13 protein-coding genes are annotated in these 12,237 nt (G+C 67.1%); 9 read left to right on the top strand and 4 right to left on the bottom strand.

Features of this window, described 5'->3' with window-relative positions; all coding sequences use genetic code 11:
• Nucleotides 1-882 (top strand): extracellular solute-binding protein (locus tag ACILR9_RS15845; RefSeq protein ID WP_395710908.1); only part of this gene is annotated, 882 nt, incomplete at its 5' end.
• Here ACILR9_RS15845 and ACILR9_RS15840 read toward each other — a convergent pair.
• The 4 genes from ACILR9_RS15840 to rpsF form a co-directional block, all read right to left on the bottom strand.
• Nucleotides 857-2,491 (bottom strand): ABC transporter permease, encoded by a 1,635-nt coding sequence (locus ACILR9_RS15840; RefSeq protein ID WP_395710907.1) that lies wholly within the window; start codon nucleotides 2,489-2,491, stop codon nucleotides 857-859. The genes ACILR9_RS15845 and ACILR9_RS15840 overlap by 26 nt on opposite strands.
• A 267-nt stretch (nucleotides 2,492-2,758) precedes the next feature.
• A complete protein-coding gene (rplI, locus tag ACILR9_RS15835; protein WP_395710912.1) occupies nucleotides 2,759-3,391 on the bottom strand; it encodes a 50S ribosomal protein L9 in 633 nt (210 codons plus the stop codon).
• A gap of 21 nt (nucleotides 3,392-3,412) precedes the next feature.
• The gene (gene rpsR / locus ACILR9_RS15830) at nucleotides 3,413-3,646 is read right to left on the bottom strand and encodes a 30S ribosomal protein S18 (protein WP_395710906.1); all 234 of its coding nucleotides are present in this window, start codon (nucleotides 3,644-3,646) and stop codon (nucleotides 3,413-3,415) included.
• Nucleotides 3,643-4,104 carry a 30S ribosomal protein S6 gene (gene rpsF / locus ACILR9_RS15825; RefSeq protein WP_395710905.1) on the bottom strand — a complete coding sequence of 154 codons (462 nt, stop codon included), beginning with the start codon at nucleotides 4,102-4,104 and terminating at the stop codon, nucleotides 3,643-3,645. Before rpsF ends, rpsR begins: the two co-directional genes overlap by 4 nt.
• Before the next feature lie 310 nt (nucleotides 4,105-4,414).
• On the opposite strand from rpsF, the gene fabD reads away from it, so the two are divergent.
• The 8 genes from fabD to ACILR9_RS15785 all read left to right on the top strand — a co-directional run bounded on the left by fabD (nucleotide 4,415) and on the right by ACILR9_RS15785 (nucleotide 12,206).
• Complete coding sequence (gene fabD / locus ACILR9_RS15820) at nucleotides 4,415-5,356, top strand: ACP S-malonyltransferase (RefSeq protein ID WP_395710904.1); 942 nt, start codon at nucleotides 4,415-4,417, stop codon at nucleotides 5,354-5,356.
• A gap of 169 nt (nucleotides 5,357-5,525) precedes the next feature.
• On the top strand, nucleotides 5,526-6,263 hold the full coding sequence (gene fabG, locus ACILR9_RS15815) for a 3-oxoacyl-[acyl-carrier-protein] reductase (protein WP_395710903.1): 738 nt from the start codon (nucleotides 5,526-5,528) through the stop codon (nucleotides 6,261-6,263).
• Between the two features lie 133 nt (nucleotides 6,264-6,396).
• Complete coding sequence (locus ACILR9_RS15810) at nucleotides 6,397-6,636, top strand: acyl carrier protein (protein WP_395710902.1); 240 nt, start codon at nucleotides 6,397-6,399, stop codon at nucleotides 6,634-6,636.
• A gap of 34 nt (nucleotides 6,637-6,670) precedes the next feature.
• On the top strand, nucleotides 6,671-7,927 hold the full coding sequence (gene fabF, locus ACILR9_RS15805) for a beta-ketoacyl-ACP synthase II (protein WP_395710901.1): 1,257 nt from the start codon (nucleotides 6,671-6,673) through the stop codon (nucleotides 7,925-7,927).
• A 17-nt stretch (nucleotides 7,928-7,944) separates the two neighbouring features.
• Nucleotides 7,945-9,015: an endolytic transglycosylase MltG gene (mltG, locus tag ACILR9_RS15800; RefSeq protein WP_395710900.1), complete on the top strand. Its 1,071-nt coding sequence runs from the start codon at nucleotides 7,945-7,947 to the stop codon at nucleotides 9,013-9,015.
• Between the two features lie 3 nt (nucleotides 9,016-9,018).
• Nucleotides 9,019-9,762: a DnaJ domain-containing protein gene (locus tag ACILR9_RS15795; protein ID WP_395710899.1), complete on the top strand. Its 744-nt coding sequence runs from the start codon at nucleotides 9,019-9,021 to the stop codon at nucleotides 9,760-9,762.
• Nucleotides 9,763-10,009: 247 nt separating this feature from the next.
• Nucleotides 10,010-10,885: a UTP--glucose-1-phosphate uridylyltransferase GalU gene (gene galU / locus ACILR9_RS15790; protein WP_395710898.1), complete on the top strand. Its 876-nt coding sequence runs from the start codon at nucleotides 10,010-10,012 to the stop codon at nucleotides 10,883-10,885.
• 4 nt (nucleotides 10,886-10,889) lie between these two features.
• Nucleotides 10,890-12,206, top strand: a complete 1,317-nt coding sequence (locus tag ACILR9_RS15785; RefSeq protein ID WP_395710897.1) for a UDP-glucose dehydrogenase family protein — start codon at nucleotides 10,890-10,892, stop codon at nucleotides 12,204-12,206.
• Nucleotides 12,207-12,237: the final 31 nt, after the last annotated feature.

Below are 12,237 nucleotides of genomic sequence, written 5' to 3'. Positions count from 1 at the left end.
AGCGGCGTCAAGATCAACCGGATCGACGCCGAGCCCGACCCGTTGCTCGAGCGGCTTCGGGCGGAGGGCGACAAGAGCCCGTGCGACGTTCTCATCACCACCGACGCCGGGCGCATCGAACGGGCGCGCCAGCTCGGGGTCCTGCAGCCGGTTTCCTCTGAAGTGCTCACCAAGGCGGTGCCGGCGCACCTGCGCGATCCGGACAACAGCTGGTTCGGTTTCTCGGTGCGCGCCCGCGTGATCGTCTACAGCAAGGAACGCGTGCAGGCCGCCAACGCGCCGCAGAATTACGAAGATCTTGCCGACGCCAAGTGGAAGGGCAAGCTGCTGATCCGCCCGTCCGGCCATATCTACAACCAGTCGCTTGTTGGTTCGCTGCTGGCGGCCGACGGCCCGGAGAAGGTCGAGGCCTGGGCCAAGGGGGTTGCCGCCAATCTGGCACGCCCGCCGCGCGGTGGTGACACCGACCAGATCAAGGCGGTCGCCGCCGGCGAGGGCGACCTCGCGCTGGTCAACACGTACTACTTCGTGAACCTGATGCGCTCGAAGAAACCCGAGGATCGCGAGATCGCGGCCAAGTGCGCCGTCGTATTTCCCAACCAGTCGAACCGCGGCACGCATGTCAACATCAGCGGCGGCGCGGTGGCCAGGCATGCACCCAACAAGGCCGCGGCCGTCCGCTTCCTCGAGTACCTCGTGTCGCCGCAGGCGCAGCGCTACTTCGCCGAAGGCAACTCGGAGTTCCCGGTCGTCGCCGGCGTCGAACTGTCGCCGGAGCTGAAGTCGCTGGGCAGCTTCAAGCAGGACCAGCTCAATGCCCGGGTGTTCGCGCAGAACAACGCCGAGGCGCTGAAGCTCATGGACCGCGCGGGCTGGAAGTAGCTCCCGACCGGTCGATCGCCCGACACAGCACGATCACGGGCGCCATCGACACGACGACGATCACGATGGCGCCGACGGCGGCCTGGGCGAGTCGCTCGTCCGACGCGAAGCGATAGACGCCGATCGCGAGCGTATCGAGATTGAAGGGCCGGATCAGCAGGGTCGCCGGCAGCTCCTTCATGACCTCGACGAAGGCCACCGCCGCCGCGGTCAGCGCGGGCGCGCGCAGCATCGGCAGGTGCACGTAGCGCAGGACCTCGCGCGGCGTGGCCCCGAGAATCCGCGCGCTGGCGTCCATCGCTGGATCGATCGCCGCCAGGGCGGGCGCGACATTGGCCATGCCGACGGCGAGAAAGCGCACGGTGTAGGCGAGCAGGAGCGCGATGGCGGTGCCGCTCAGCACCAGGCCGAGAGGCAGGCCGAACAATCCCCGGGCCAGCCAGTCGATGCCGTGATCGGCAAGGGCGAGAGGCAGCAACACGCCGACCGCGATGACCGCGCCCGGAATCGCGTAGCCCAGCGAGGCGAACTCGATCACCTGGTTGAACGCACGACGGCGCACCAGGCGGCCGGCGTAGCTCAGGAAGAGGGCAAGGGCGACGATGATCCCGGCAGCGCCGGCGGCGAGCAGCAGGCTGTTGGTCGCATCGGCCAGGAAGCGCGGATCGATCAGTGTCGTGCCCGAAGCCGAGGCCAGCCAGGCCAGGTGAACGGTCGGCACGATGAAACCCAGCAGGACGGGCAGGGCGCAGGCAAGCAGTGCGGCCGTCGCCGGCCACCGCCGCAACACGGCCGGCTCGCCGCGGTGGCGCACGTTCGAGGCGATGTGAAAGCGGGCGCGGCCGCGGGATCGCCGCTCGAGGATGATCAGCACCGCCGCGATCACGACCAGCACCGCGGCGATCTGCGCAGCCCCCTGGCGATTGCCGAGGCCATACCAGGTTCGATAGATCGCCGTGGTGAAGGTGTGGACGCCGTAATATTGGACGGTTCCGAAATCGGCGAGCGCCTCGAGCAGGGCGAGCGTCGTGCCGCCGGCGATGGCCGGACGGGCGAGCGGCAGGCCGACGCGCAGAAAGGTCTGCCACGGCCCGTGCCCCAGGATGCGGCTCGCCTCCAGAAGCGACTGCGACTGGGCGAGGAACGCCGCGCGGGCCGCGAGATAGACGTAGGGGTACAGCACCAGGCTGAACAGGACGGCGACGCCGCTCGCCGACGCCAGCTCGGGAAACCAGTAGTCGTTGCGGCGCCAGCCCGTGGCGGAACGCAACGCCGACTGGACCGGACCGGCGAAAGCCAGCAGATCGGCATAGGCGTAGCCGATGATGTAGGTCGGCAGGACGAGGGGCAGCGCCAGGGCCCACTGCAGCAGCCGGCTGCCGGGGAATCGCGTCATCGTGACGAGCCAGGCCGTGCCGGTCCCGAGCACAATCGTTCCGATGCCAACGCCGATCAGCAGGGTCGCCGTATTGCCGACGATGTCTGCCAGCTGCGTGTCCGCCAGGTGGCGCCAAAGCTCGCCTTGCCAGACGAGGAGGCTCGAGGCGACGCCGATCAGCGGCAGCGCGACGATGGCGGCGATCGCCAGGGCACCGAGGCGCCAGATCACGGCTGTCTCGGCGGGCGATGGAGGGCTATCGTATCTGGCAAGACCACGATCGGCGCTGTCCTCCCTAACGCTTGCGTTGGGGAGGTGCCCCCGCAGGGGGCGGAGGGGCCATGGGCGACACACGTGTAGGTCGAATACGCGTCATGCTCATGCCAACCGTCACCCGCGCTTCGCGCAGGGAGGACAATGAGGACCCAAAACAAAACGCATGCCGTCACGGGGTGACGGCATGCGTCTAAGCGATGGGGCCGTGCCTGGCGGCACGACCTACTTCTTGTCGGCCGCTGCTTCTTCCTCGGTCGCGGCCGGCGCTTCAGCCTCGGCTTCGGCAGGCTTGGCCTCGAACAAGGCTGCGGCCTGTGCGGCAGCGCGCTGGGCCGCCTCGGCGGCTTCGAGCGCGGCGCGTTCGGTCTCGGCGATCAGCGTGCCGCCCTTGGCGAGGAAGTCGGCCTCGTCCTGCGAGCGGGCGACCAGCGCCGTGATCTCGACCGTGACCTCGGGATGGAGGTGCACCTTGATCTTGTGGGCTCCCAGCGCCTTGATCGGCTTGTCGAGCTCGACCTGGCTGCGCTGGAGCTTGACGCCCGCGGCATCGGCCGCATCCGAGATATCGCGCGAGGTCACAGATCCGTAGAGCTGCAAGGCCTCGGAAGCTTGGCGGACCAGCGTGACCTTGAAATCGGCCATCTTGGCGGCGACGGCCTCGGCGTCCTTGCGGCGTTCGAGGTTCTGCGCCTCCAGCGTCTTCCGCTGCGATTCGAAGTAGGCGACATTGTCCTTGGTGGCGCGCAGCGCTTTGCGCTGAGGCAGCAGGTAATTGCGGGCGAAGCCCGGCTTCACCTTCACGACGTCGCCCATCTGGCCGAGCTTGGGCACGCGTTCGAGCAGGATGACGTTCATCGGCATGGTCCGTCCCTCCCGCTAGGCGATGATGTAGGGCAGCAGTGCCAGGAAGCGGGCGCGCTTGATCGCCTGGGCGAGCTCACGCTGCTTCTTGGAGGACACCGCGGAGATACGGCTCGGCACGATCTTGCCGCGCTCGGAGACGAAGCGCTGCAGCAGCCGGACATCCTTGTAGTCGATCTTCGGCGCGTTGGCGCCGGAGAACGGGCAGCTCTTGCGGCGGCGCGTGAAGGGGCGACGTTGAGTGCTCATTCTTCTTCTCCTGCGCCTGCGGGGGCGGCGGGAGCCATGCCCTCATCGCCGAAGCGCGAGCGTTCGCGGCGCGGCGGACGATCGCCCCAGCGGTCGCCGCGATCGCGATCGCCCATCGGCCGATCCGCCTTCTCGGCGCTGCGCAGCATGATCGCGGAGGGACCCTCCTCGAGCTCGTCCACGCGCACCGTCAGGTAGCGGATGATGTCTTCGTTGATCGACATCGTGCGCTCCAGCTCCTTCACGGCAGCCGGCGGACCATCGATGTTGAGCAGCGTGTAGTGACCCTTGCGGTTCTTCTTGATCCGGTAGGTCAGTGACCGCAGGCCCCAGTATTCCTTCTTGGAGACAGTGCCGCCCAGGCTGGTGACCAGCTCGGCGTACTGGGTGGTGAGGGCCTCCACTTGCGTCACCGGAACGTCCTGGCGCGCAATGAAGACATTTTCGTACAATGCCATGTCGATTTCGACTCCTTATGGCTGTTAGCGACCCGGAGTTCGTCGCGCCACGAGCTCGCTGGAGCCCTGGACCGACCGGCAACCGCCCGGATCTAGCCGGCCCCTGGCGTGCCAGGATGGCAACGCGCTTGGACCGGCAAGGAGTTCGGGGCCGGTTCAGGCCCCGAAGAGCGGCGGTTATACCGACAAATCTTCCGAAATCAAGGCGTTCCGGCCCTCTTGCGAGTGCGCTATGAGGGGCCCGCTTTGGCCAGGAAGACGCTTTGGGCCGAGAAGGCTCCTTGGCCAAGAAGATTGGGGGAAGCGGTCGATGACGCGTGCATTTGTGTTTCCGGGACAAGGATCCCAGGCCGTCGGCATGGGTGTCGACCTGGCCGGCGCCTTCGCCACGGCCCGCGACGTCTTCCTGGAGGTCGACGAGGCGCTGAAGCAGAACCTCTTCAAGCTCATGCGCGAGGGGCCCGAATCGGACCTCGTCCTGACCGAGAACGCCCAGCCTGCCTTGATGGCGGTCAGCGTGGCCGTCGTGCGGATCCTCGAGAAGGACGGCGGCAAGCCATTGTCCGGGCTGGCGAGGCAGGTCGCCGGCCACTCCCTCGGGGAATATTCGGCCCTCGCCGCGGCCGGATCGCTGCAGCTCGCCGACGCGGCGCGGCTCCTGAAGCTGCGCGGCCAATCGATGCAGAAGGCTGTCCCGGTCGGCGTCGGCGCCATGGCGGCCCTGCTCGGCATCGAGCTCGAGCCGGCCCAGGAGGCCTGCGCCGAAGCCGCCAAAGGCGAGATCGTGTCGGTCGCCAACGACAATGGCGGCGGTCAGGTGGTCGTCAGCGGCCACAAGGCGGCAGTCGAGCGCACCATCGAGACGGCCAAGGCGAGGGGGGCCAAGCGTGGCATGATGCTGCCGGTCAGCGCTCCCTTCCATTGTCCGCTGATGCAGCCCGCGGCCGACGCCATGCAGGCCGCCCTGGAAACGGTCGCGTTGGGAACGCCCCGTGTCGCCTTGGTCGCCAACGTGCTGGCCAGCGAGATCACCGAGCCGGGCAACATCAAGCAGCGCCTGGTCGAGCAGGTGACGGGTCTCGTGCGCTGGCGCGAGAGCGTGCAATATATGAAGTCGCAAGGCGTCGAGATGCTGGTCGAGTGCGGCTCGGGCAAGGTGCTGTCCGGCCTGGTCAAGCGCATCGACAAGGAGATGACCGGTCTTGCCCTCAACACGCCGGCCGATATCGAGGCGTTTCTGAAGACGGCGTGAGGGCCTGAAGACGGCGTAGTTCACATTCCTCCCCATCGTCTTACGATGGGGAGGTGCCCGCGCAGCGGGCGGAGGGGGCATGAGCAACAGGACTGAGGCTCATGACCCCTCCGTCGGCGCAAGACGACACCTCCCCAGCTGCGCTGGGGAGGGAAGCTGAGGAGACGCAATGTTCGATCTTTCCGGCAAGGCCGCGCTGGTGACCGGCGCTTCGGGAGGCATTGGCGGCGCCATCGCCCGCGCGCTGCACGCACAGGGCTCGGTCGTCACGCTGTCGGGGACGCGCGGCGATGCCCTCGAGGCGCTCAGGCAGGCGCTCGGCGAGCGCGCCCACGTCGTGGTCGCCCGGATGGACGATCCGGTCGAAATCGACCGGCTGGCCAAGGAAGCCGAGGGCGCCATGGGCAAGCTCGACATCCTCGTCAACAATGCCGGCATCACGCGCGACAACATCTCGATGCGGATGAAGGACGAGGAGTGGGACAAGGTCCTGCAGGTCAACCTGACGGGAACCTTCCGGCTCACCCGCGCGGCGATGCGCGGCATGATGCGCCGGCGATTCGGGCGCGTCGTGAACATCACCTCCATCGTGGGCGTCACCGGCAATCCGGGACAGGCCAACTATGCCGCCGCCAAGGCCGGCCTGATCGGAATGTCGAAATCCCTGGCACAGGAACTTGCCTCGCGCGCCATCACCGTCAATTGCATCGCCCCCGGCTTCATCGCCACGCCGATGACCGATGCGCTGACCGACGAGCAGAAGAAGACGATCCTGGCGCGCGTGCCGGCCGATCGCCTGGGAACGGCGCAGGAAGTCGCCGCCGGCGTGGTCTATCTGGCGAGCGACGAGGCAGCCTATGTCACCGGGCAGACGTTGCACATCAACGGCGGGATGGCGATGATCTGAGTAAATCGGCTGCAAGTGCCTGATATTGTGGACTTTCTGGCGCTAGCCAATGGCCGGGCAGCTATGTATAAGAGCCGGAATTCGCCGTCCCCCCGGCGACGCCGAGATCCGAAAGACATGGGAAGGACAAGATATGAGCGATATTGCCGAACGCGTTAAGAAGATCGTCGTCGAGCATCTGGGCGTCGAAGCGGCGCAGGTGAAGGAGGAAGCCAAGTTCATCGACGATCTCGGCGCGGACAGCCTCGACACCGTGGAGCTGGTGATGGCCTTCGAGGAAGAGTTCGGCATCGAGATTCCCGACGACGCCGCAGAGAAGATCCAGACCGTCGGCGACGCGGTCAAATTCATCGAGAGCAACGCCAAGTCCTGATCGACGCCGGTTCCTGCGACAAGGAAGGCGAGCGATGAGACGCGTAGTCGTAACCGGTATGGGCATGGTGACGCCGTTGGGTGACGGCGTCGATGTCAATTGGCGCCGCCTGATGGCGGCCGAGTCCGGCATCCGGTCGATCCAGGCCTTCGACACGTCGGACCTGGCGACCAAGATCGCCGGCGAGGTGCCGCTGGGCGACAAGGCGAACGGGCATTTCAATGTCGACGCCTACCTTCCGCCCAAGGAGCAGCGCAAGCTCGACAAGTTCCTGATCTTTGGTATCGCCGCCGCCGAGCAGGCGGTGGAGGATTCCGGTTGGAAGCCGCAGGACGACGAGAGCCTCAAGCGCACGGGCGTGATGATCGGCGCCGGCATCGGCGGGCTGCAGACCATCTACGAGACGTCGCTGACGTTGAAGGAGCGCGGCCCGCGCCGGGTCAGCCCGTTCTTCATTCCGTCGGCCCTGATCAACCTCGCCTCCGGCCAGGTGTCGATCAAGTACGGCTTCAGGGGCCCGAACCATTCCGTGGTGACGGCCTGCGCCACCGGTGCGCATGCGCTGGGCGATGCGGCGCGTCTCATCCAGTGGGAGGATGCCGACGTGATGGTCGCCGGCGGCGCCGAGGCCGCGATCTGCCGCATCGGCATTGCCGGCTTCAATGCCTGCAAGGCGCTGTCCACCGACTTCAACGATACACCGACCCAGGCGTCGCGACCGTGGGACAAGCGGCGCGACGGATTCGTGATGGGCGAGGGTGCGGGCTGTGTCGTCCTCGAGGAGTACGAGCACGCCAAGAAGCGTGGTGCCAAGATCTATGCCGAGATCCTGGGCTACGGCCTGTCGGGCGACGCCTATCACATCACGGCGCCGTCGGAAGACGGCGACGGAGCGATGCGCGCCATGCAGGCCGCGCTGAAACGCGCCAGGCTGCAGCCGGACGAAATCGACTACGTCAATGCGCATGGCACGTCGACGATGGCCGACGTGATCGAGCTCGGCGCGGTCAAGAAGACCTTCGGCGATGCCGTCTACAAGCTTTCGATGTCGTCGACCAAGTCCGCCACCGGGCATCTGCTCGGCGCCGCCGGTGCCATCGAGGCGATCTACTCCATCAAGTCGATCATCGAGCAGGCGGTGCCGCCGACGCTCAATCTCGAGGAACCCGACGAAGGCTGCGACATCGACCTGGTGGCCAAGCAGGCCAAGCAGCGCACGGTCCGAAAGGCGCTCAGCAACTCGTTCGGTTTTGGGGGCACCAACGCGTCGCTGATCTTCGGCGCCGTTTGACCGCGGGAGGCTGAGGTATGCTCAGCTACTTCCGCTGGGTCCTGTTCTTCATCGCGCTGCTGGTCACCTTGCTGGGCGGCGCGCTGTTCATCGGCAACCGGCTGCTCGATTCGCCAGGCCCGCTGGCGCAGACCCGCAACGTCGTCATCCCGCGCGGCGCCGGCCCTGCGACCATGGCCAAGATCCTGCAGGAGGAAGGGGTGGTCGCGCACGGGCGGCTGTTCCGTGTCGCCCTGATCATCGACCCGGCGCCCAAGACCATCAAGGCGGGCGAATACGAGGTCCCGGCCCACATCTCGATGCGGGCGCTGGTGGACCTGCTGCAATCGGGCAAGGTCGTGCAGCGCCGCCTCACCATTCCGGAAGGCACGACGACGGCGGAGATTCTCGATCTGGTGCGCAAGACGGAGGCGCTGACCGGCGAGATCACGCTCGACGTCAAGGAAGGCGATCTGTTGCCTGAAACCTACTTCTATTCGCGCGACGACACCCGTGACGGGCTGCTCCTGCGCATGAAGGAGGCGATGGAGAAGGCGCTCGACGAGGCTTGGCGCAAGCGCCTCGCCGGCCTTCCGCTTGCCAACCGCCGGGACGCTCTGGTGCTCGCCTCGATCGTCGAGAAGGAGACCGGCATTGCGGCCGAGCGGCCAAAGGTGGCTGCCGTTTTCATCAACCGCCTGCGACGGCGCATGAGGCTCGAGAGCGATCCGACGGTGATCTACGGGCTGACCGGCGGCAAGGCGCCCTTCAGCCGCGAGCTCACCCGCGCCGACCTGAATTCGTCGTCGCCGTACAACACCTATCAGGTCGCCGGCCTGCCAGCGGGGCCGATCTGCAATCCAGGCCGCGCCGCCATCGTTGCCGCGACCAACCCGGCGCGCGACCGCTCGCTGTACTTCGTGGCCGACGGACAAGGCGGCCATGCGTTCGCCGCCAACCTCCTGGAGCACAATCGCAATGTCGAGCGCTGGCGGCAGATCCAGCGTGAACGCCTGGAGCAGCAACAGGGGCAGCAACAGCCGGGACAGCCCGTCGTGCCGACGATCACGGGCGCACCGCCGGCGCCTCCTCGGACGCCGCGGCAGTGATCCATGCCGGCTGTCGTTCTCCTGGCCTTCGTCGCGCTGGGGGCCATGGCTCTTGGGGTGTGGTGGCTCCTGCGTGCCAACCCGTCGACGATTGCGCGGATCCTGCGCCCCTTGCTGATGATCGTGGGCCTGGTCGGCATCGCCGTCATGTTGATCTTCGGCATACGTTTCGTGCCGGGCTTGCTGCCGGAATTGTTCGGGCTTGCCGGCATCGTCGCCACGGCGCTCATCGCGCGCGCCTTGCGAAGGCGGCCGTCGGGCGGCTTCAGCTCGCCGGGCAACGCCCGGCGGACGGAGGTTCGCACGGCCTTCTTCGAGGCGTGGATCGACCACGGCACCGGCGACGTCGGCGGCACGATCCACGCCGGCCGCTTCGCCGGTCGCACCTTCGACAATCTGAGCGATGGCGAGTTGCTCGATCTGCATACCGAGTGCTCGTCGGATTCCGATTCGCGACGCGTCCTGGAGACCTATCTCGACCAGCGGTTGGGGGCGGACTGGAACGCCGCGCGCCAGAACTCCGGGAGCCAGAGCTACGGGGGCCAGTCGCAGGCACCACCGCGTGGCCCGCGCACCGACATGACGCGCGAGGAAGCGCTCGCCGTGCTGGGACTGGCCGAGGGCGCGAGCGAGCAGGAGATCAAGGCCGCCCATCGCCGCCTCATTCAGCGCGTGCATCCCGACGTCGGCGGCAGCGCCGATCTCGCCGCCCGCATCAACCGCGCCAAGGACGTCCTGCTGGGGTGAAGTTGGGCCTGAGCACTCCTCCCCACGCTTTGCGTGGGGAGGTGTCGCCGTCTTGCGGCGACGGAGGGGGCATGAGCACCACCACTGACGCTCATGACCCCTCCGTCCGCGACGACGCGGACACCTCCCCAGCGAAGCTGGGGAGGAGGGTTGAGGGTCGACCTTGCCAGCCGCCGCGGCGCCATGTCATCACAAGCAGATCACTGTTCCTTCCATAGAATCCAGCCGCTGAACGAGGTTGACGACAATGGCGCAGCGTGTTCGCAAGGCGGTTCTGCCGGTCGCCGGGTTGGGCACCCGGTTCCTGCCTGCCACCAAGGCGATGCCAAAGGAGATGCTGACGGTCGTCGACCGTCCGCTCATCCAATACGCCATCGAGGAATGCCTGGCGGCGGGCATCGAGGAGTTCGTCTTCGTGACCGGCCGCAACAAGGGCGCGATCGAGGATCATTTCGACTCCGCCTACGAGCTCGAAGCGACACTGCAGCAGCGCGGCAAGGCGCCGGAGCTGAAGCAGGCGCGCGACGCCGCCCTCAAGCCGGGCAATGCGGTGTTCACGCGCCAGCAGCAGCCCCTGGGTCTGGGTCACGCGGTGTGGTGCGCCCGCCCATGGATCGGCCAGGAGCCGTTCGCGGTGCTGTTGCCCGACGAGCTTACGATCAGCTCGCCGACCTGCACGGCCCAGCTGGTCGCCGCTCACGAAAAGACAGGCGGCAGCGTCGCCGCGGTGATGGAGGTGCCGCGCGAGCAGACCCGGAGCTACGGCATCGCCGCGGTGAAAGCCGAGAAGGACGGGCTGGCCGAGATGACTGGACTGGTCGAGAAACCCAAGCCCGAGGAGGCTCCCTCGACGCTGGCCTGGATCGGGCGCTGCGTGCTCGAGGCCGCGGTGTTCGAGCATCTCGATCGGCACGAGACAGGAGCAGGCGGCGAGATCCAGTTGACCGATGCCATGGCCAAGATGATCGGCAGGCGGCCGTTCCACGCGATGCGCTATACCGGCCGGCGCTACGATTGCGGCAATCGCATCGGCTTCCTCGAGGCCAACGTGGCCATCGCCCTGCACCGCGCCGATACCTCGGCGGATACACGCGCGTTGCTCGACCGACTCCTGAAGGGTTGACTTCATGCGCATCGCGATGATCGGTTCGGGCTATGTCGGGCTCGTCTCCGGTGCCTGCTTCGCCCAGTTCGGTCACGACGTCGCCTGCGTCGACAAGGAAGCCGACAAGATCGTGCGGCTGCGCCAGGGCGATATCCCGATCTTCGAGCCCGGGCTCGATCGGCTGGTCGCCGACAACGTACGCGCCGGGCGGCTTGCCTTCAGCACCGACCTCGATCAGGCGGTGGGCAATGCCGATGCGGTGTTCATCGCCGTCGGAACGCCGACCCGCCGCGGCGACGGCCATGCCGATCTGAGCTACGTCTACGCTGCCGCAGCCGAGATCGCGCGCGCGATCCGCGGCTATACGGTCGTGGTCACCAAGTCGACCGTGCCGGTCGGCACCGGACGCGAGGTGGCGCGCATCGTGCGCGAGGCGCAGCCGGCCGCGGAGTTCGACGTCTGCTCGAATCCCGAGTTCCTGCGGGAAGGGGCTGCGATCGAGGATTTCATGAAGCCCGACCGGGTGGTGATCGGGGTCGAGAGCACGCGCGCGCGCGACGTGATGTCGGCGATCTACCGGCCGCTCAATCTGATCCAGACTCCGATGGTATTCACCAACATCGAGACCGCGGAAGTCACCAAGTACGCCGGCAACGCCTTTCTCGCCATGAAGATCACCTTCATCAACGAGATCGCCGATCTCTGCGAGAAGGTCGGTGCCGACGTTCATGACGTGGCGCGCGGTATCGGCCTCGACGGGCGTATCGGCAGGAAGTTCCTGCACCCCGGGCCGGGATTCGGCGGCTCGTGCTTTCCCAAGGATACCCTGGCGCTCGCCTACACGGCCCGCGAGGCGCACGCTCCGCAGACGATTGTCGAGCAGGTGATCGAGGTCAACGCCCAGCGCAAGAAGCGGATGGCGCGGAAGGTCATCGATTTCTGCGGCGGATCGGTGGCGGGGCTCACCGTGGGCGTGCTGGGTCTCACGTTCAAGCCCAACACCGACGACATGCGCGACGCGCCGTCGCTCGACATCGTGCCCGCCCTGAAGGCCGCCGGTGCCCGGATCGTCGCGTTCGATCCCGAAGGCATGGGCGAGGCGGGACGCATGATCCCGGGCATCGAGTTCGCCAGGACGGCCTACGATGCCGCCACAGGCGCCGACGTGCTGGTCGTGATCACCGAGTGGCACGAGTTCCGCGGCCTTGATCCGCGGCGCCTGAAGGAGTTGATGCGCCTGCCGCGCATCGTCGACCTGCGCAATATCTTCGACCCCGAGGAGATGCGCGGCCTGGGCTTCGCGTACGAGTGCGTCGGCCGTCCGCGGCGGCGCCTCTGAACTTCCCAATTCGCCTCGCAGCGGAGGAAAA

The sequence above is a fragment of the Reyranella sp. genome (assembly GCF_044224635.1).
Lineage (GTDB): Bacteria > Pseudomonadota > Alphaproteobacteria > Reyranellales > Reyranellaceae > Reyranella.
The sequence above is the reverse complement of the archived record's forward strand: the minus strand, read 5'-3'. Positions and strand labels throughout refer to the sequence as shown.